The sequence below is a fragment of the Kocuria sp. CPCC 205231 genome, from assembly GCF_040980965.1.
Classification (GTDB): domain Bacteria; phylum Actinomycetota; class Actinomycetes; order Actinomycetales; family Micrococcaceae; genus Kocuria; species Kocuria rosea.
The window spans coordinates 230113-249390 of the sequence record NZ_JAVKPP010000002.1 but is presented as its reverse complement, the minus strand read 5'-3'; the positions used below and the strand labels follow the sequence as shown (position 1 = coordinate 249390).

Here is a 19278-nt window from a genome sequence, read left to right as displayed (position 1 = left end):
CTATGCCACTGGGCGTCCGGCGTACACCGAGGAGGAACCATGACCACGATCGACACCGGCGTGGGAGCCGGCACGGACACCGCCCGCTCCTGGCTGGCCGCCCTGGAGGACGCCCTCGCGGCCGGCAACGCGGACGCGGCGGCGGGCTTGTTCGCCGAGGAGAGCTATTGGCGCGACTTCCTGGCCTTCACCTGGAACCTGAAGACGCTGGAGGGCCGCGAGCAGATCTGCCGGATGCTCGCCCAGACCCTGCCGCACGTCCGGCCCTCCGGGTGGGAGGTCGAGGGCGAGCCCACCGAGGCGGACGGGGTGACGGAGTGCTGGGTGCGCTTCGAGACCTCCGCCGGCTCCGGGTGGGGTTACCTGCGGCTGCGCGACGGGAAGGCGTGGACGCTGCTGACCACGCTGCAGGACCTGCGCGGCTTCGAGGAGCAGAAGGGGCCGCGTCGGGACCGCGGGGTGGTCCACGAGATCACCCGGGAGCGCACCACCTGGCTGGAGCGGCGCCGGGCGCGGGAGGAGGCCCTCGGCCGGACGGAGCAGCCGTACTGCCTCGTGGTCGGCGGCGGTCAGGGCGGGATCGGCCTGGCCGCGCGGCTGCAGCGTCTCGGCATCCCCACGATCGTGGTGGACAAGCACGAGAAGGCCGGCGACGCCTGGCGCAACCGCTACAAGTCCCTGCACCTGCACGACCCGGTCTGGTACGACCACATGCCCTACCTGCCGTTCCCGGATGACTGGCCGGTGTTCCCCGCCAAGGACAAGGTCGCCGACTGGCTGATGCACTACGCCGACATCATGGAGCTCAACTACTGGGCGAGGACCGAGTGCCGGTCGGCCGAGTGGGACGAGCAGACCGGGACCTGGACCGTCGTCGTGGACCGCGACGGCGAGGAGGTCGTGCTGCACCCCACCCAGCTGGTCTTCGCGCTGGGCGTCTCCGGGTACCCGAGGATCCCTGACTTCCGGGGCGCCGACGTCTTCCGGGGCGCGCAGCACCACTCCTCCGCCCACGCCGGCGGCGACGACTGGGCGGGCAAGCGGGCCGTGGTGATCGGCTCCAACAACTCCGCCCACGACATCTGCGCGGACCTCTGGGAGCACGGGGCCGAGGTCACCATGGTCCAGCGCTCCTCGACCCACATCTCCCGCAGCGAGTCGCTCATGGACCTGGTCCTGAAGCCGCTCTACTCCGAGGAGGCGCTGGAGGCCGGCATCACCACGGAGAAGGCGGACATGCTGTTCGCGTCCTGGCCGTACCGGGTCCTGCCGGACGTCCAGCGGCCCGCGTTCGAGGCGATGGCCGAGCGGGACCGGGAGTTCTACGACGCGCTCGGGGCGGCCGGCTTCGACCTCGACTTCGGGGAGGACGGCTCCGGGCTGTTCCTGAAGTACCTGCGCCGGGGCTCCGGGTACTACATCGACGTGGGCGCCTCGCAGCTGATCATCGACGGACGGGTCCAGCTGGCCACCGGCCAGGTCGACCACCTCACGGAGGACGCGGTGGTCCTCGACGACGGGACCGAGCTACCGGCGGACCTCGTCGTCCACGCCACCGGCTACGGGTCCATGAACGAGTGGCTCGCGGACCTGATCTCCCCGGAGGTCGCCGACCGGGTGGGCAAGTGCTGGGGCTACGGCTCCGACACCACCCGGGACCCTGGGCCCTGGGAGGGCGAGCTGCGGAACATGTGGAAGCCCACCAACGTGGAGAACCTCTGGATCCACGGCGGGAACCTGCACCAGAGCAGGCACTACTCCAAGTACCTGGCCCTGCAGATCAAGGCCCGGATGGAGGGCCTGCCCACCCCGGTGTTCGAGCTCGAGGAGTCCCACCACCCCCGGTGATGCCGGCCCGGCCGCGTTGACGGGGCGCCGGAACGGATCGACCGTTCCGGCGCCCCGCCGGGCGGGTCACTCCTCGAGCTTCCGGGCCTGTTCGTCCCAGGCGGTGCGGGCGTCCCGGCCCGCGGTGGGGTGGTGGGTCTCCCGCAGGGCGCGGAGCGCGGCGGTGCGCTGCTGGGCGAGGGCCTCCGCGGCGGCCCTCGTGGCGGCGTCCTCGCGGGCCTGGGCCCGGGCGGCGGTCACGGCGTCCATGATGAGGTCCACGCCCAGCGCGCCGCCCTCCAGGTACGCGGCGCGGACCTGCCGGTCCGGGTGGTAGAGGTACTGGTCGTTGACCTGGCCGAGGGCGGTGTCGAACTCGGCGTCGGTCAGGTCGGAGATCATGGCGACCACCCGGTCCAGCCGGGCGTGCAGCTGGTCGAGCAGGTCGTGCCGCCGGGCGCTGCGGCGCAGGGACCACAGCGCCCGGCCGTGCGTGCGGAGCCGGTCCACGTCCCAGTCCGCCTGCGGCACCACGGACAGGGTGCCCGTGAGGAGCCGGGGATCCCGGGAGTCCTCCGGCGGGGGCAGGGAGCGGAGGTGCCACGAGATCCAGGCCGTGCGCATGTTGGACGCCCCGGCCGCCCGGGCCTCCTCCACCGACGTCCGCCCGGTCTGCGGGCCGGCGAGCGGCGGCCCGGCGTCGTCGTCCTCGGGCGCGGTCTGCCGCGCCGCGCGGTTCTGGCTCGTGATGACGCCGGCGCTGAGCCAGACCAGCAGGCCGACCAGGGCCAGGCCGAGCAGGGCCACCCCGCCGAGGAGCACGAACCGGAACAGGCCGACGAGCACCACCGCGGCGACCAGGGCCACCACCCAGACGGTGGCTCCGCTGCTGCTCCCGGTGTTGTTCATGACGGCTCCCGAACGACCACGTGCGTGCTGGGCGCCCATTCTACCGCCGCGGCCCCAGCGGTCCCGGGAGCTCAGGACCGCTGGGGCAGGCCCTCGCGGAAGACCCGCTTGAGCTCGGTCAGCTCCGGGCCGTGGCCGGTGCCCTCGGTGTTGAGCGCCGGCTGGTTCGCGGCGACCCAGTGCTGCTCGAGGGCGTCGACCTCGTCCTTCGTCCCGCACTCCGCCCAGCCGAGGAGCAGGTGCTCCTGCATCCACGCCGTGAGCCGCTGCTCGTGGGCCTCGTCGAGGACCACGCGGCCCCGCCCGTCCACGGCGGCGCCGTCCCGCCAGGACGGGTCCCCGGGCAGGAGGGCGGCGAGCAGCGTGCGTCGCAGCGCGGAGGAGCGGGTGCGCCGCAGGTGCTGGCCGGTGATCCGCCGGTGGAGGTCGCGCCGGGCGCGGCCCACGTAGAGCAGCTCGGCCCTCCCTGACGAGTGGCGGAGCCGTGGCACCGCGGGCAGGTGCAGCCCGGCCGCCTCCGGGGTGGGGGAGCGGGCGGTGTCCAGCCACCAGGCGTAGACGCCGCGGGCGTGGCGGACCTCCGCCGCCAGCGGCGTGCTGAGCGGGAGCGCGGCGAGGCCGGGCTGCGTGCTCATGGATCACCACCTCCCAGGGACGTTCTCTTCTGCAACTCTGCTTCGACTGTAGGCGCAGGACGCGGCGGTGCCCACCCCGCCCGACTCGCGCCGTTGTTTCCGGCGCCGCGCTTGCATACCTAGCGCTGCTAGGGTTCAATGCGTAGCACACCTAGGTATCAGGAGGCGCAGTGCGCATCGACAAGGACCTGGTCGCCGCCTCGGCCACCCCGCTCGTGCTGGGGATCCTGGCGGACGGCGACCTGTACGGCTACGCGATCCTCAAGCGCGTCAGCGAGCTCTCCGGCGGCTCCATGCAGTGGACCGACGGCATGCTCTACCCGCTGCTCCACCGGCTCGAACGCCTCGGCCACGTGTCCTCCTCGTGGGGCACGTCCGAGGCCGGGCGCCGGCGCAAGCACTACGCGATCACGGACTCGGGCCGGGCCGCGCTCGCCGACCGGCAGGAGCAGTGGACGGTCGTGGCCGACGCGCTGCGTCAGGTGTGGCAGGCCGCGCAGCAGCCGCCCGCCACGACCGAGCGGTGGGCGTGATGGAGCTGCACGCGGAGCAGGAGGCCCAGATCGGGCGGTGGCGCGGCTGGGTCCAGCGCCGCCAGGCGATCTCCCCGGCCGACGTCGACGAGCTCGAGGACCACCTGCGCGAACAGGTCGCGGACCTGCGGGCCACCGGGCTCGACGACGACGAGGCCTTCCTCGTCGCGATCAAGCGCATGGGCAATCTCGACGCCGTCTCGCACGAGTTCGCCCGCGAGCACTCCGAGCGGCTGTGGAAGCAGCTCGTGCTCCTCCCGGAGGACGCCGAGGAGGCCGGCGCACCGCCGTGGCGGGAGCTGGGCGTCGTCCTGGCGCTCGCGGTCGGGGCCGGGCTGGCGGTCAAGGCCGGCACCGCCTGGCTCGGCGACGAGGCGGTGCTGGCGCGCAACCTCGGTCTGCTCGTCCTGCCCTTCCTCGCCGGCTACTTCGCGTGGAAGCGCCGGCTCACCGCGCGCGTGGTGGCGGGGCTGCTCGTCCCGTTCGCGCTGCTGGCGGTGGTGCTCAACGTCTATCCGTTCGTCCCCGGCGGGTCCACCGAGCTGCTCGCCGTCCTGCACGCGCCGGTGGTCCTGTGGCTGCTGGCCGGGATCGCCTACACGGGCGGGAGGTGGCGCTCCGACAGCCGGCGGATGGACTTCGTCCGCTTCACCGGCGAGCTCCTGATCTACTACACGCTCCTGGCCCTGGGCGGGGCGGTGCTGGTCGGACTCACGTTCGGGGCCCTCCAGGTCCTCGGGATCGACCTGGAGCCGGTGCTGGAGGACTGGATCCTGCCGTTCGCCGTGCCCGGGGCCCTCGTGGTGGCCGCGTGGCTGGTCGAGGCCAAGCAGAACGTCGTCGAGAACATCGCCCCGGTCCTCACGCGGGTCTTCACGCCCCTGACGATCCTGATGCTGCTGGCCCTCCTGGTGGTGCTCACGGCGGCCGGCGGGCTCGTCGACGTCGACCGCGGGCTGCTGATCCTGATGGACGCGATCCTCGTGCTGGTCCTGGCGCTGCTGCTCTACTCGATCTCCGCCCGGGACCCGCTCGAGCCGCCCGGTATCTTCGACGGCCTGCAGCTGGTGCTCGTCGTCGCGGCGCTGGCGGTGGACGCGGTGATGCTGACCGCGATGCTGACCCGGATCGCCGAGTTCGGCTCCAGTCCCAACAAGATCGCCGCGCTCGGGCTGAACCTGCTGCTGCTGGTGCACCTGCTCCGGGCGGGGTGGCTGAGCGCCGGGTGCCTGCGGGGACGCCGTCCGTTCGCGGAGCTCGAGCGCTGGCAGACGCGCTACCTGCCGGTCTACGGCGTGTGGGCCGCGATCGTGGTGGTGGTGTTCCCGCTGGTCTTCGCCTTCGCCTGAGCGGCGGGCTCCGCGCTCGCGCCGTGGAGCGGCTGCCGCGGGCGGAGGGGGGCCTGCGCGTCCCGGTGGCAGGGGAGTCGCCCCCCGACGACTGACCAGTTGGTCCGAGGCCCGCTGCCACCAGGACGGCGGCATCATGATCGTCGTCGTGCCGGCGGCCTTGCGGCCGGTCGTTCCGACGCGATCCTCACGCGGCGGCTCAGCCCCCCGGCTGATCACCTGCGTGATGCATCAACACTAGCACTGGCTTATTACCTGATCGATTCGCATTCTGTCCACAGTTGCGCCGACTTGCCCCGGAGATCCGCCCCGCGCGTTCAGCGCATCCACTCAGTGGACCGCCGGGCTTGGCGGGCGCGCCGTCGTCGTCTTCGATGGGGCCATGGACTCCGTGACCCGACCGCAGCAGCCTGCCCCCGCGCACGACGTCGCGGCGAAGATCCCGCCCGCCTCCGAGGTCGCCGGTGTCTTCGGTCTCTCCGACGGGGAGCGTCGGATCTGGGCCGCGGCCAAGGCCTGTCTGGACGTGCGGAACAACGACGTCCACAGCCTCTATGCCTACGGCATCGCCCGGCAGCTGCTGCCCCTGGTCCCCGAGGCGGACCCGGAGGTGGTGCTGCCGGCCATCCTGCTGCACGACACCGGCTGGTCCCAGGTCCCGCGGGAGCTCGTCCTCTCGGCGATCGCCCCGGGCGGCGGCCGGCCGGACCTGGTGCGCACGCACGAGATCGAGGGGGCGCGGATCGCCGCCGAGATCCTCGAGGGCGTCGGCTATGACCCTGCGCTGACCCGGCAGATCACCGCGATCATCGACGGCCACGACTCGCGCCGCGAGGCGCTCTCCGCCTCGGACGCGGTGGTCAAGGACGCCGACAAGATCTGGCGTCTCACCCCGCACGGGATCACCACGGTGATGGGCTGGTTCGGGCTCAGCCACGAGCAGGCCCACCGGCTCTGCGGCTACCGTGTGCATGACCACCTCTTCACCGATGCGGGGCGGATCATGGCGGCGGGCTTCGCCGCCGTCGCCTCGATCGACGACGAGCCGGAGCGCCTCGCCCTGTCCTGAGCGCCCGGCGCAAAGGAGACGCGCATGGCCGGCGGGTCCAGCGAGCCCGGGCGCTCGGTGCTCTCCAAGGCGCTGTCCGTCCTGGAGGCCTTCGAGAACGACCGTCGGGCTCTGACGCAGCGCCAGATCGTGGAGCTCACCGGCCTCCCGCAGTCCACCGTGCACCGGCTGCTCGCGGAGCTCGTCGAGTGGGGGGCGCTGAGTCGCGACGCCAACGGCCGCTACCAGATCGGCATGCGCCTGTGGGAGCTGGGGCAGAACGCGGGCCGGCAGCTGCGGGAGATCGCCCGGCCCTTCGTCCTGGACCTCTACTCCCTGACCCGCGAGACCGCGCAGGTCGCGGTGCGGGACGGCACTGACGCGCTCTACATCGATCGCGCCTACAGCTCCAAGCGGGTGCCGCGGGCCTCCCGGGTGGGCGGGCGCCTGCCGCTGCACGCCACCGCCGTGGGCAAGGTGCTGCTGGCCCACGAGGAGGACTGGGTGCGCGACGCCTACCTGCAGCAGGACCTGGCGGCGGTCACCCCGCACACCCACGTGGCGCCCGGGCGGCTGGCCGAGGAGCTCGAGGCTGTGCGGGAGCGGGGCTGGGCCGTGACCGCGGAGGAGGTCCGGCTCGGGGCGTGCTCCATCGCCGTGCCCGTGTTCCACCGGGAAGGCAGGGTGGGGGCGGCCCTGGGGCTGGTCATGGCCTCCAACCAGGCCGCCACCATGAGCCGTCACCTGCCCACGCTGCGGGGCGTGGCCCGGCAGATCGAGGCCGCCACCGCGCACGTGCCCCTGAACACCATCCGGCGGGTCGCCGACCCGAGGGGCGGCGTCCGCCCCTGACCCGGGGCGATGCTCCGACGGGCGGGACCGTAGGCGGACGATATCCACTCAGTGGATGAGCGGCATAGGTGTGACCCGGCTCACGGGACATGCTGGGGATCAACCGCACTGCCTGTCCCGAAGGAGCAGCGATGACCACCGCACAGGACCAGACGCCCACGACGGCCGCCGCCGGCGGGTGCCCCGTGGCCCACCACGGCTACGAGCCCTTCCAGCAGAACGACCCCTTCCCGGCCTACCGGAACCTCCGGGCCGAGGAGCCGGTGATGTACGACGAGCGGATCGGCTACTGGGTGGTGACCCGCTACGAGGACGTCAAGGCCGTGTTCGGGGACTGGGAGACCTTCAGCTCCGAGAACGCCCAGGCCCCGGTGCGCGAACGCGGCGCCGAGGCCAGGCGGATCATGGAGGAGGGCGGGTTCACCGCCTACTCGGGCCTCTCCGCCCGCGTGCCGCCGGAGCACACCCGGATCCGGGCCATCGTGCAGAAGGCGTTCACCCCGCGCCGCTACAAGAGCCTCGAGCCGTTCATCCGCGACAACGTGGCCCGCCTGCTGGAGCGGATGCTCGAGCGCGAGGACCGCACCGGGGACCTCGTCCGGGACCTGGCCTACGACGTGCCGACCATCACGATCCTGACGCTCTTCGGCGAGGACATCGACCAGATCGAGAAGTTCAAGCGCTGGTCGGACTCCCGCGGCGCCATGACCTGGGGGGACCTCTCCGACGAGGAGCAGGTCCCGCACGCCCACCACCTCGTGGAGTACTGGCAGAAGTGCCTGAGCCTCGTGGAGAAGGCCCACCGGGAGGGCGGCGACCACCTGGTGGCCGACCTCGTGAAGGCCCAGGAGGCCGGCGGCGAGATCTCCGACCACGAGATCGCCTCCGTGTGCTACAGCCTCCTGTTCGCCGGCCACGAGACGACGACGACGCTGATCTCCAACACCCTGCGCATGCTGCTGGCCCACCCCGAGCAGTGGCAGCGGCTCCTGGAGGAGCCCAAGAAGATCCCCTCCGCCGTGGAGGAGGTGCTGCGCACCAGCCCCTCGATCGTCGCGTGGCGCCGCAAGGCCCTGCGCGAGGCCGAGGTCGGCGGCGTGACGATCCCCGAGGGCGGGCAGCTGCTGCTGGTCATGGGCTCCGCCAACCGGGACGAGGCCGTCTTCGAGAACGGCGAGGAGTTCGACATCGACCGGCCGAACTCCCGCGAGCACCTGGCCTTCGGCTACGGCATCCACTACTGCCTCGGCAACATGCTCGCCAAGCTCCAGACCCGCATCACGGTCGAGGAGACCCTGCGGATCGCGCCCCACCTGCGGCTCAGCGAGCCGGACGCCATCACCTTCGGCGAGAACCTGTCCTTCCGAGCACCCGTCGCGGTGCCCGTCACCTGGGAGTCCTGAACCGTGCAGAACACGCGATACATCGAATTCTTCGACGGCGGCACCGAGCCGCGCCTCGAGCGCCTGGGCGGCAAGTGCGCCTCCCTCGTGTCCATGACGGCCGCCGGCATGCCGGTGCCCCCGGGCTTCGCCGTGACCACGGACCTCTACGACGCGTTCCTCGAGTCCGCCGGGATCAAGGACGACATCCGGCGGCTGCTCGACGGGATCGACCCCGACGACGTCGCGCACGTCGAGGAGGTCTCCGCCCGGATCCGCGAGGAGATCTGCTCCCGCCCGGTGCCGGAGGACCAGCGGCAGCAGACCATCGACGCCTACGAGGCGCTGCAGGCGCGCTTCGAGCAGCCCGCGCCGCTGGCCGTGCGCTCCTCCGCGACCGCCGAGGACCTGCCCGAGGCGTCCTTCGCCGGCGCCGCGGACACCTACCTGTGGCTGACCGACCGGCAGTCGGTGCTCGAGCACATCCGCAAGTGCTGGGCGTCCCTCTACACCGCCCGGGCCATCCTCTACCGGCTGCGCAACGGCATCCCGGAGGACGGGCTGTCCATGGCCGTGGCCGTGCAGAAGATGGTCAGCGCCGAGACCGCCGGCGTCGCCATGACGCTCGACCCCTCCACCGGGGACCGCTCGAAGATCACCATCGACGCCTCCTGGGGCGTGGGCGAGATGGTCGTCTCCGGGCAGGTCACCCCCGACAACCTGCAGCTCGACAAGGTCACCTTCGCGGTGGTCACCGAGCACATCGGCGACAAGCACGCGGAGCTCGTCCCCGACGCCGCCAGCGGCTCCCTCATCGAGGTGGAGGTCGACGCCGAGCGGCGCGCCCGCCGCTGCCTCACCGACGACCAGCTGTGGCAGGTCGCGGAGATGGCCAAGCGCGCCGAGCAGCACTACGGCTGCCCCCAGGACATCGAGTGGGCCTTCGACCGGGACCTGCCGGCCGGGGAGAACCTGCTGCTGCTGCAGTCCCGTCCCGAGACCGTCCACTCGAGCACCCCCGCGGAGACCGCGCAGGCGGCGGGGAAGCCGGGTCTCGGTGTCGTGGCCGAGCGGGTCGGCGCCGCCGACGACGTCGCGGTCAGGTCCTTCCCCAGCCCCTTCAGCGTGCAGACCCCGGACGGGGCCGAGGGCTGGGAGCAGCTCTACCCCTACTACCTCGTCTTCCAGGAGGCCCTCAAGGACCAGGACGGCGAGGAGTTCTGGTTCCAGAACTCCCAGCAGTGGCCCGTGGTGCTCAAGCCCTTCGAGACGATCGGGTGCGAGTTCGCGATCCGACAGCTGGGCGAGTACAACTCCCGGCACCTGCTGATCCCCACCGCCAACGGCATCGACTACCGCATCCACCAGGGCTACCTCTACATGAGCCCCATCGCGGTGCCCGAGGAGGAGGTCGCCGAGCGCGCGGCCCACTTCGAGGAGCGCGCCGGCCACTACTACCGCAACTGGGACTCCCTGCTGGAGCAGTGGTACGTCAAGGTCAAGGACACCATCGGCGAGATGGACCAGCTCGAGTTCCGGCCGCTGCCGCAGATGGTGCCGCTCGAGGACGTCGTCTCCGGCAGGGGCAAGGACGGCTCCGAGGAGCTGTTCCGCTCCTACGACCGGCTGATCGACCTCGCCTACCAGCTCTGGCAGTACCACTTCGAGTTCCTCAACCTCGGCTACATCGCCTACCTGGACTTCTTCGGCTTCTGCAAGGAGGTCTTCCCCAACATCCCGGACCAGAACGTCGCCACCATGGTCCAGGGCGAGGACATGGAGCTGTTCCGCCCCGACGACGAGCTCAAGAAGCTGGCCCTGCTGGCCCTGGACCTCGGCCTCGAGGACATCTTCGACTCCCCCGAGGACGCCGACGGCACGCTGGCGCGGATCGAGGCGGCCGACGGCGGCGAGCAGTGGCTGGCGCAGCTCGAGGAGTCCAAGGACCCCTGGTTCAACTTCACCGTGGGCAACGGCTTCTACGGCCACGACCGCTACTGGATCGACCACATGGACATCCCGCTGACCTTCATCGCGGACTACATCCGCCGCGCCAAGGACGGCGCTCAGCTGATCCGGCCGACGGACGAGCTCGTGGCCGAGCGCGAGCGGATCATCCGCGAGTACCGGGACATGCTCGGGACCGAGCAGCAGGAGGCCTTCGACGAGAAGATCGCGCTGGCCCGCACGGCGTACCCCTACGTGGAGAACCACAACTTCTACATCGAGCACTGGGGCATGGGCACGTTCTGGCGTAAGGTGCGCGAGCTGTCCGCGCTGTTCGTCGACGCCGGGTTCTGGCAGGACCCCGCCGACATCCTGTACCTCAGCCGGGAGGAGGTCCGCGCGGTGCTGTTCGACCTCGTCAACGCGTGGGGCATCGGCGCCAAGCAGCCGATCGGGCCCGCCTACTGGGGCGCCGAGATCCCGCGCCGGGCGCAGATCGTCGACGCGCTCAAGGCGCACCGGGCGGCCCCGGCCTTCAACACCCCGCCGGAGTTCATCACCGAGCCCTTCACCACGATGCTCTACGGCATCACCACCGACCAGGTCGCCCAGTGGCTGGGCCAGGACGAGCAGCCCGAGGGCGTGTTCACCGGCATGGCCGCGTCCCCGGGGGTCGTCGAGGGCATCGCCCGCGTGGTCACCTCCGCCGACGAGCTGGGCTCCCTGCGGGACGGGGAGATCCTCGTGGCCCCCAACACCTCCCCGTCCTGGGGCCCGGTGTTCGGCAAGATCAGGGCCACCGTCACCGACATCGGCGGCATGATGTCCCACGCGGCCATCGTGTGCCGGGAGTACGGGCTGCCGGCGGTGACCGGCGCCGGCTCGGCCTCGCTCGAGATCCGGACCGGGCAGCGGCTGCGGGTCGACGGCACCAAGGGCGTCGTGACCGTCCTCGAGCAGAGCGCGGAGGAGGCCGGACCCGTCGACGGCATCGAGGAGACCCGGCCGGAGACCCGGCCGGAGACCGTGCTGGAGGCGGCGTCGTGAGCCCGTCCCCCGAGACCCCCGCGCCCGGCGCCGCCGGCCCCCGCGCCGACGGCTCCGCGCCCACCGTGGTGGTCACGGGCGGGGCCGGCGGGCTCGGCCGGGCCTTCGCGCTCGGCTTCGCGGGCCGCGGTCACGACGTCGTCGTCGCCGACGTCAACGCCGAGGGCGCCGCGGAGACGGCCCGGCTCGTCGAGGCCGAGGGCCGCCGCGCCCTGGCGGTGACCGTGGACGTCACCTCGCCGGAGTCGACCGAGGCCATGGCCCGGGAGGCCGCGGCCTTCGGCGGCGGCCGGATCGACGTGCTGGTCAACAACGCCGCGATCTACGCGACGGTGACGCGCTCGCCGCTGGAGGAGATCGACCCGGCCGAGTGGGACCTCGTGATGGGGGTCAACCTCAAGGGGCCCTGGCTGTGCGCCCGCGCCTGCAGCCCCTACCTCGGGGAGGGCTCCAGCGTGATCAACCTGTCCTCGGCGACCGTCTACAGCGGCTCCGAGAACTGGCTGCACTACGTGGCCTCCAAGAGCGGGGTCATCGGGCTGACCCGGGTCATGGCCAAGGAGCTCGGCCGGCGCGGGATCACCGTCAACGCCGTCGCCCCCGGCTTCACCCTCACCGAGGCCAGCTACGGGCTGATGCCCGATGCCGCCACGTACGGCGTGGACCGCGGCGCCCTCAAGCGGGCCAGCGAGCCGCAGGACATCGTCGGGGCGGCCCTGTTCCTCGCGGGCCAGGACAGCGACTACATCACCGGCCAGACCCTCGTGGTCGACGGCGGCCGGCAGTTCATCTGACCACCGCGCCGGCTCCCGCCGGCGCCACCGAAAGGCCGAACCCATGCCCACTGTCACCTTCACCGACCACGAGGGCGCCCAGCGCGTCGTCGACGCCACCGCCGGCGACTCCGTGATGGAGACCGCCGTGCGCAACGGCGTGCCCGGCATCGTCGCCGAGTGCGGCGGATCCCTGTCCTGCGCCACCTGCCACGTCTTCGTCGACGAGCAGGACCTCGGGCAGCTGCCCCCGCTGGAGGACATGGAGGACGAGATGCTCTACGGCACCACCGAGGACCGCCGGGAGAACTCCCGCCTGTCCTGCCAGCTCCCCGTCACCGAGGAGACCGACCTGCACGTGACGACCCCCGAGACGCAGGTGTGACCATGGCTCACGACCAGAACCACGGGCTGCTCATCATCGGCGCCAGCCAGTCCGGTGTCGCCCTCGCCGGGTCCCTCCGGGCCCTCGGATACGAGGACCCCATCACCCTGCTCGGCGACGAGGACCACCGCCCCTACCAGCGCCCGGCCCTGTCCAAGGACTTCCTGCAGGACAAGGTCGACAAGGAGAAGCTGATCTTCCGGGCCCGCCAGTACTGGGAGGACCACGGGATCCGTCTGGTCCAGGGCGAACGGATCGAGCGGATCGAGAAGAACCCGGACGGCTCCGGGACCGCCCGCTCCAGCACCGGCGCCGAGTTCCCCTTCGACCGGCTCGCGCTGACCGTCGGCGCCCGCGCCCGCCGGCTCGACCTCGAGGGCACCGAGCTGGACGGGGTGCTCTACCTGCGCAACGCCGACGACGCCCTGGGGCTCAAGGCGAGGATGCCCTCCGCCGAGCGCCTCGTGGTCATCGGCGGCGGGTTCATCGGCCTGGAGGCCGCCGCGAGCGCCCACGCCATGGGCAAGCAGGTCACGGTCCTGGAGGTCGGCCCGCGGCTCATCGGCCGCGCGGTGGGGGAGGAGACCTCCCGGTTCTTCCTCGAGGCCCACCGCGCGGCGGGCATCGACGTGCGGCTCGGCGTGCAGCTGTCCCGGGTCGTCGGTGCGGACGGACACGTCACGGGTGTCGAGCTGGGCGACGGCACCGTGGTCCCTGCCGACATCGTGCTGGTCGGCATCGGCGTGGTGCCCAACACCGAGCTCGCCGAGACGATGGGTCTGGTGTGCGAGAACGGGATCCGCGTGGACGAGTACGCCCTGGCCTCCGACGGGCACACGGTGGCCATCGGCGACTGCGCCAACATGCCCAACCCGACCCCCGGCGCCCCCGCCGACGAACGGCTGCGCCTGGAGAGCGTCAACAACGCGGTGGAGCACGCCAAGGTCGCCGCGTACTCGCTCACCGGCCGCCGCGAGGAGTACCGCTCCGTCCCCTGGTTCTGGTCCAACCAGGGCGCGCACAAGCTGCAGATCGCCGGGCTGTCCGTCGGCCACGACCGCACCGTGGTCCGCCGCGACGGGACCGACGGGAAGCTGTGCGTGCTCTACTACCGTGACGGCCGGCTGATCGCCGCCGACTGCGTCAACAGCGGTGTGGACTTCCTGGACGTGAAGGCCGCCCTCACCAAGGGCCTGACCGTCCCGGCCGAGGACGCCACCGACACGGACCGGCGGCTCAAGGAGATGGCCGTTGCCGACGCCCCCGAACCCCTCCCCTCGACTCCCAGGAGCTGACCCCCATGCCCATCGACACCGCCCTGGCGGTCGACACCTCGCCCATCAGCACGACACCCTCGACGGCCACCGACCTCGACCCGATCTGGGCGCGGGTCGTTCCCGAGACCCGCGCCCGCAACAACGACATCCACCTGCCCATCTCGCTGGCCTACGCCGAGCGGCTGTGCGCGGTCCACCCCGAGGCGGACGCGCTCGTGGTCCGGGTGGCAATCCTGCTCCACGACACCGGCTGGGGCCGGGTGGACGAGGAGCGGATCCTCTCCGAGGGCTTCTCCGGGGACTGGCGCAAGGCCGACATCCGCTACGAGCACGAGCGCCAGGGATGCCTGATCGCCGAGGAGGTCCTCCCGGAGCTGGGCTACGACGAGGCGTTCGTCGCCCGGGTGACCGCCATCATCGACGGCCACGACACCCGGCCCGAGCCGCGGTCCCTGGAGGACTCGCTCGTGCGGGACGCCGACCGGCTGTGGCGCTTCGACCACACCGGGATCGCCCTGGCGCACCACTGGTTCAAGATGACCCCCTCGGCCTACATGGACCGGCTCGAGGCCGAGATCGTCCCCGAGCTGCAGACCTCGGCCGCCCGCCTCATGGCCGAGGCCGACCTGGCCCGCTCCCGAGCCCTCCTGAAAGCGAGCGTCCTGCGATGACCACCACCGGCACCACCGTGCCCGGCACCCGCGCGGAACCGGCACTGCCCTACGCCCACGTCGACGACCACTTCATCGACGGCGCCTACGTCCGCTCGACCGGCGAGCAGCGCAACGACGTCGTGGACCCCACCACCGAGCAGGTCTGGGCGTCCGTGCCCAACGCCACCGCGGAGGACCTCGACCGTGCCGTGACCGCCGCGGACCGCGCCTTCGCCGGCTGGGCGGGGCTGAGCCCCGCGGAGCGCGCCGCGGTCCTGCTGCGGGCCGCCGACGAGATCGAGGCCCGCCGCGAGCCGATGGCCCTCACCAACACCCGCGAGAACGGCTCCCCGATCTCCGAGACGCTCGGGGCCGCGGCCAACGCCGCCGGGATCTTCCGCTACTTCGCGAGCCTGGCGCCCTGGCTGGAGCGGGAGGACGTGCGCCCGTTCCCCAACGGGGCCGGCCAGACCCGGGTGTACCGGGACCCGGTCGGGGTGTGCGCGCTCATCGCCCCGTGGAACTTCCCGATCAACCTGGTCGTGGCCAAGCTCGCCCCCGCCCTGCTCGCCGGGTGCACCGTGGTGATCAAGCCGGCCTCGCCCACGCCGCTGTCCGTGCGGTTCGTCGTGGACGCGCTCGCCGCGGCCGGCGTGCCCGCCGGCGTCGTCAACCTCGTCACCGGCAACGGCCGGATGGGCGACCAGCTGGTCCGCCACCCGCTCGTGCGCAAGGTCGCCTTCACCGGCTCCACCCCCGTGGGGCGGAAGATCGCCGCCGCCTGCGGCGAGCAGCTCAAGCCGGTGACCCTGGAGCTGGGCGGGAAGTCCTCCGCGATCGTGCTGCCGGACGCCGACCTCGAGCACATGTCCTCCGTGCTGATCCGCTCCTGCCTGCGCAACACCGGGCAGACCTGCTACATCTCCACCCGCATTCTCGCCCCCGAGAGCCGCTACGAGGAGGTGGTCGAGATGGTGGGGCGGACGATCGCCGCGGCCGAGCAGGGCGACCCGCTGCGGGAGACCACGGTCTTCGGGCCGATGGCCAACCGAGGCCAGTACGACATCGTCCTGGGCTACCTGGACACGGCCCGCCGGGAGGGCGCCCGCGTGGTGACCGGCGGCGGTCCCGCCGAGGGCACCGGGTTCTTCGTGCGGCCCACCGTGCTGGCCGACGTCACCCCGGACATGACCGTGGCCCGGGAGGAGATCTTCGGACCGGTCATCACCGTCCTGAAGTACCGGGACGTGGACGAGGCGGTCGACCTCGCCAACAACACGCCGTTCGGTCTGGGCGGCATCGTCTTCTCCGCCGACGAGGAGCACGCCCTCCAGGTGGCGCGGCGGATGAACACGGGGTCCGCGGGCCTCAACTTCTTCGCCTCCAACCACGCCGCGCCCTTCGGCGGGCGCGGGGACTCCGGCCTGGGCGTGGAGTTCGGCGTCGAAGGCCTCAGTGCCTACCTGAGCCCGCAGTCGGTGCACCGCAGAGTCAGCTGACGGGCTGGGGCACCGCCGCGCCCGACGGCGTGCTGGTCCTCCGGTCCTGCGGTGGGGGCGTCCGGCGCTCAGGCGCTCGTGCGCACGACGAGCTCCGGGGGGAGCCGGACGCTCTCCACGTCCCGGCCGTCGAGAACGTCCATCAGCATCTCGAAGCCCTGCCGGCCGATGCTGTGCATGGGGGAGCGCACGGTGGTGAGCCCCACGCTGCCGGCCAGCGGCGTGTCGTTGAACCCGACGAGGGCCAGGTCCTCCGGGACCGTGATCCCCTCCCGGGCGAACACGCCGAGCGCGCCGATCGCCGCGAAGTCGTTGACCGCGAACACCGCCTCGGGCAGCGGCCCGGCGGCCAGGATCCGGGCGGCGGCCGCGCTGCCGGCCGGGGCGTCGAAGCCGCCGGGGACCACGCGCTCCGGGTCCACCCCGAGGCCGTGCCCGGCGAGCGCGTCCAGGAAGCCGGCGCAGCGGTCGATCGACGTCGAGGCCCGCGGATTGCCCGCGATGAGCCCGAAGGTCCTCCGGCCGGACGCGACGAGGTGCTCCGCGACCATGCGTCCTCCGGCGTAGTCGTCGCAGGTCACGGACCGGTGCCCCGGGGACCGTCGGCTCACCAGCGTGAAGGCCACGCCGCGCTCGGCGAGCTCGTCCAGGAAGGGGTCCTCGAACAGGGCGTCGCCGAAGATCAGGCCGTCGGCACGGCGGTCCAGCAGCTTCTCCCCCTTGGCGCGGTGGGCCGCGGGGTCGTCCAGGGAGTTGGAGACCACGGTGAAGTAGCCGTGCTCGGAGGCGGCCTCGTCGATGCCCTCGTACATCGTGGCCAGGACGTAGTCCTGCAGGCGGGGCACGACGACCCCGATCATGTGCGACTTGGCCGTGCGCAGCGACGCGGCGTAGGGGTTCTTGCGGTAGCCGCGCTCCTCCGCGAGCGCGAAGATCCGCTCCGTGGTGTCCGGCGAGGCCCACTTGGAGCCGAGGCCCTTGGGGTCGTTGAGCACCCGGGAGACCGTGGAGGGATTGAGGCCCAGCTCGGCCGCCAGGGCCTTCAGCGTGACCGCCGGTCGTGCGCCCATGTCCACCTCCTCGCGGCTGTTTCCACACAGTAACGGACGTTAAATTCTCGTGAATGTGTTGCGCATCACTCTAGAGGCGCTCTATGGTCGATCCCAACATCGTACGCAATCGATTGCGGCATTCGTTTGCATAGATCGTTGACGCTCCCGCGGAGCGGGACGACCCCACGGAAGGGAGGCGGCACGTGCCACACATCCAGCTGCTCGGCACGGGGGGCACCATCGCGTCCCGGGGCGGCGGGTCCACGGGCTCCGTGGCCACGGACACGGCGGCCGACCTGTCCCGGAACCGGTACGGCGAGCTCACCGTCTCCGCCCGGGACGTCCTCACCACGGGCAGCTACCGGCTCACCCTGGGAGAGCTGCGGGCGATCGCCGAGGCGGCCCGGGACGCGCTGGCCGATCCGGCCAACGACGGCGTGGTGGTCACCCACGGGACCGACACCCTGGAGGAGACGGCGTTCCTGCTGGACCTGGTGCACGGCTCCCCGAAGAGCGTGGTGCTCACCGGCGCCCAGCAGCCGGCCGACAGCCCGGCCCCGGACGGCCCCCGCAACGTCGAGGAGGCGGTGCTGGCCGCCGCCTCGCCCGAGCTGCGGGGCAGCGGCGCGCTGATCTCCTTCGACGGGACGGTCCGCTCCGCCCGCGGCGCCCGGAAGGCGCACACCACCGCGAGCAGCGCCTTCCAGGGCGGCGCCGAGGTGGCGCACATGGCCGGGTCCGAGCTCGTCGTCACGGCCAGGCCGGTCCGCCGGGAGCCGCTGCCGCTGCCGCCGGCGGCCTTCGACAGCACCAGGGTCGAGATCATCACGGCCCACACCGGCGCCACCCCGGACCTCTTCGACTTCGCCGTGCGCTCCGGCGCGCAGGCCGTGGTCCTCGCCGGATCGGGCGTCGGCAACGCGGGCCCCGGCTTCGCGGAGTCGGTGGCCCGTGCGGCCGGGGCCGGCTGCGCCGTGGTGCTCAGCACCCGTGCCCCGTGGGGACCCGTCGTCCCGCTCTACGGCAACGGCGGGGGCATCGACCTCGTGGCGGCCGGCGCCGTCCCCTCCGGGGACCTCAACCCGCTCCAGGCGCGCGTCCTCGCCGCCCTCCTGCTCTCCCTGGGGACCTCGGCCGCCGAGTTCCCCGGGGCCTTCACCGCCCACCTCTAGAACACCACCCACCTCTAGAACACCACCCACCACCAGAGGAGACATCATGTCCAAGAAGATCTACGTGTCCGTCGGCATCGACGTCGACGCCGTCGGCGGCTGGCTCGGCTCCTACGGCGGCGAGGACTCCCCGGGCGACATCTCCCGCGGCCTCTTCGCCGGCGAGGTCGGCGTGCCGCGGCTGCTCCAGCTCGCCCAGCGCCGCGAGATGCCCGTCACCTGGTTCTGGCCCGGCCACTCCGTGGAGACGTTCCCGAAGGAGTTCGACGCGGTCGTCGCCGCCGGTCACGAGATCGGCGTCCACGGCTACAGCCACGAGAACCCCATCGCGATGACCCGCGAGCAGGAGACCGAGATCCTCGACTACTGCACCGACCTCATCGAGCGGCGCTCCGGGAAGAAGCCCGTCGGCTACGTGGCGCCCTGGTGGGAGTTCTCCGGGGTGACCAACGAGATCCTGCTCGATCGCGGCTTCCTCTACGACCACTCGCTCATGCACGACGACCACACCCCGTACTACGTGCGGGTCGGGGACACCTGGACCAAGATCGACTACGACGCGGCCTCGGCCCAGGAGTGGATGAAACCGCTGGTGCGCGGCGAGGAGACCGACCTCATCGAGATCCCCGCCTCGTGGTACCTGGACGACCTCCCGCCGATGATGTTCATCAAGTCCAGCCCGAACAGCCACGGCTTCGTGTCCCCGCGGGACATCGAGCAGCTGTGGAGGGACCAGTTCGACTGGGTCTACCGCGAGATGGACTACGCGGTCTTCCCCCTCACGATCCACCCCGACGTCTGCGGACGCCCGCAGAACCTGCTGATGCTCGAGCGCCTCTTCGACCACATCCAGGGTCACGACGGCGTGGAGTTCGCGTTCATGGAGGACGTCGCCCGCGACTTCGCCGCCCGCAGTCCCCGCACCTCCGCCTGATCCC

17 protein-coding genes are annotated in these 19278 nt (G+C 72.1%); 14 read left to right on the top strand and 3 right to left on the bottom strand.

The genetic code is table 11. The features are described from left to right. Window positions 1–39 precede the first annotated feature (39 nt). Window positions 40–1848: a flavin-containing monooxygenase gene (locus RF640_RS02790; RefSeq protein WP_368826469.1), complete on the top strand. Its 1809-nt coding sequence runs from the start codon at window positions 40–42 to the stop codon at window positions 1846–1848. Window positions 1849–1914: 66 nt separating this feature from the next. On the opposite strand, the gene RF640_RS02785 is transcribed toward RF640_RS02790, so the two are convergent. Then, entirely contained in the window at window positions 1915–2736 is an 822-nt protein-coding gene (locus tag RF640_RS02785) for a hypothetical protein (RefSeq protein ID WP_368826468.1), read from the bottom strand. A gap of 71 nt (window positions 2737–2807) precedes the next feature. Then, a complete protein-coding gene (locus RF640_RS02780) occupies window positions 2808–3371 on the bottom strand; it encodes a GIY-YIG nuclease family protein (RefSeq protein WP_368826466.1) in 564 nt (187 codons plus the stop codon). A 170-nt stretch (window positions 3372–3541) separates the two neighbouring features. Here RF640_RS02780 and RF640_RS02775 point away from each other — a divergent pair, with 170 nt between their 5' ends. From RF640_RS02775 to RF640_RS02725, 11 genes are all read left to right on the top strand, one after another. Beyond that, entirely contained in the window at window positions 3542–3904 is a 363-nt protein-coding gene (locus tag RF640_RS02775; protein WP_133409767.1) for a PadR family transcriptional regulator, read from the top strand. Next, the gene (locus tag RF640_RS02770) at window positions 3895–5253 is read left to right on the top strand and encodes a permease prefix domain 1-containing protein (protein WP_368826464.1); all 1359 of its coding nucleotides are present in this window, start codon (window positions 3895–3897) and stop codon (window positions 5251–5253) included. Before RF640_RS02775 ends, RF640_RS02770 begins: the two co-directional genes overlap by 10 nt. A 382-nt stretch (window positions 5254–5635) precedes the next feature. Next, the gene (locus RF640_RS02765; RefSeq protein WP_368826462.1) at window positions 5636–6322 is read left to right on the top strand and encodes an HD domain-containing protein; all 687 of its coding nucleotides are present in this window, start codon (window positions 5636–5638) and stop codon (window positions 6320–6322) included. Window positions 6323–6346: 24 nt separating this feature from the next. Continuing rightward, entirely contained in the window at window positions 6347–7153 is an 807-nt protein-coding gene (locus RF640_RS02760; protein ID WP_368826460.1) for an IclR family transcriptional regulator, read from the top strand. A gap of 131 nt (window positions 7154–7284) precedes the next feature. Then, a complete protein-coding gene (locus RF640_RS02755; protein WP_368826459.1) occupies window positions 7285–8556 on the top strand; it encodes a cytochrome P450 in 1272 nt (423 codons plus the stop codon). 3 nt (window positions 8557–8559) lie between these two features. Continuing rightward, entirely contained in the window at window positions 8560–11529 is a 2970-nt protein-coding gene (locus tag RF640_RS02750; protein WP_368826457.1) for a PEP/pyruvate-binding domain-containing protein, read from the top strand. Beyond that, window positions 11526–12323, top strand: a complete 798-nt coding sequence (locus RF640_RS02745) for an SDR family NAD(P)-dependent oxidoreductase (protein ID WP_368826455.1) — start codon at window positions 11526–11528, stop codon at window positions 12321–12323. Before RF640_RS02750 ends, RF640_RS02745 begins: the two co-directional genes overlap by 4 nt. A 43-nt stretch (window positions 12324–12366) precedes the next feature. Then, entirely contained in the window at window positions 12367–12687 is a 321-nt protein-coding gene (locus RF640_RS02740; RefSeq protein ID WP_368826453.1) for a 2Fe-2S iron-sulfur cluster-binding protein, read from the top strand. Between the two features lie 2 nt (window positions 12688–12689). Further along, a complete protein-coding gene (locus tag RF640_RS02735; RefSeq protein ID WP_368826451.1) occupies window positions 12690–13982 on the top strand; it encodes an NAD(P)/FAD-dependent oxidoreductase in 1293 nt (430 codons plus the stop codon). Window positions 13983–13987: 5 nt separating this feature from the next. After that, a complete protein-coding gene (locus tag RF640_RS02730; protein WP_368826449.1) occupies window positions 13988–14635 on the top strand; it encodes an HD domain-containing protein in 648 nt (215 codons plus the stop codon). Beyond that, window positions 14632–16116: an aldehyde dehydrogenase gene (locus RF640_RS02725; protein WP_368826447.1), complete on the top strand. Its 1485-nt coding sequence runs from the start codon at window positions 14632–14634 to the stop codon at window positions 16114–16116. The genes RF640_RS02730 and RF640_RS02725 overlap by 4 nt, the downstream gene beginning before the upstream one ends. A 68-nt stretch (window positions 16117–16184) precedes the next feature. Here RF640_RS02725 and RF640_RS02720 read toward each other — a convergent pair whose 3' ends face one another. Further along, a complete protein-coding gene (locus tag RF640_RS02720) occupies window positions 16185–17186 on the bottom strand; it encodes a LacI family DNA-binding transcriptional regulator (protein ID WP_368826445.1) in 1002 nt (333 codons plus the stop codon). A gap of 185 nt (window positions 17187–17371) precedes the next feature. On the opposite strand from RF640_RS02720, the gene RF640_RS02715 reads away from it, so the two are divergent. Together RF640_RS02715 and RF640_RS02710 are read left to right on the top strand one after the other, a co-directional pair. Next, complete coding sequence (locus RF640_RS02715) at window positions 17372–18340, top strand: asparaginase (protein ID WP_368826443.1); 969 nt, start codon at window positions 17372–17374, stop codon at window positions 18338–18340. A gap of 46 nt (window positions 18341–18386) precedes the next feature. Then, a complete protein-coding gene (locus RF640_RS02710) occupies window positions 18387–19274 on the top strand; it encodes a polysaccharide deacetylase (RefSeq protein WP_095650177.1) in 888 nt (295 codons plus the stop codon). The last annotated feature ends 4 nt before the right edge of the window (window positions 19275–19278 follow it).

Bases quoted from the DNA above. Each gene is read 5' to 3' on its own strand.
- RF640_RS02790 (WP_368826469.1), top strand. From the start codon at position 40: ATGACCACGATCGACACCGGCGTGGGAGCCGGCACGGACACCGCCCGC.
- RF640_RS02785 (WP_368826468.1), bottom strand. From the start codon at position 2,736: ATGAACAACACCGGGAGCAGCAGCGGAGCCACCGTCTGGGTGGTGGCC.
- RF640_RS02780 (WP_368826466.1), bottom strand. From the start codon at position 3,371: ATGAGCACGCAGCCCGGCCTCGCCGCGCTCCCGCTCAGCACGCCGCTG.
- RF640_RS02765 (WP_368826462.1), top strand. From the start codon at position 5,636: ATGGACTCCGTGACCCGACCGCAGCAGCCTGCCCCCGCGCACGACGTC.
- RF640_RS02760 (WP_368826460.1), top strand. From the start codon at position 6,347: ATGGCCGGCGGGTCCAGCGAGCCCGGGCGCTCGGTGCTCTCCAAGGCG.
- RF640_RS02755 (WP_368826459.1), top strand. From the start codon at position 7,285: ATGACCACCGCACAGGACCAGACGCCCACGACGGCCGCCGCCGGCGGG.
- RF640_RS02740 (WP_368826453.1), top strand. From the start codon at position 12,367: ATGCCCACTGTCACCTTCACCGACCACGAGGGCGCCCAGCGCGTCGTC.
- RF640_RS02735 (WP_368826451.1), top strand. From the start codon at position 12,690: ATGGCTCACGACCAGAACCACGGGCTGCTCATCATCGGCGCCAGCCAG.
- RF640_RS02730 (WP_368826449.1), top strand. From the start codon at position 13,988: ATGCCCATCGACACCGCCCTGGCGGTCGACACCTCGCCCATCAGCACG.
- RF640_RS02725 (WP_368826447.1), top strand. From the start codon at position 14,632: ATGACCACCACCGGCACCACCGTGCCCGGCACCCGCGCGGAACCGGCA.
- RF640_RS02720 (WP_368826445.1), bottom strand. From the start codon at position 17,186: ATGGGCGCACGACCGGCGGTCACGCTGAAGGCCCTGGCGGCCGAGCTG.
- RF640_RS02710 (WP_095650177.1), top strand. From the start codon at position 18,387: ATGTCCAAGAAGATCTACGTGTCCGTCGGCATCGACGTCGACGCCGTC.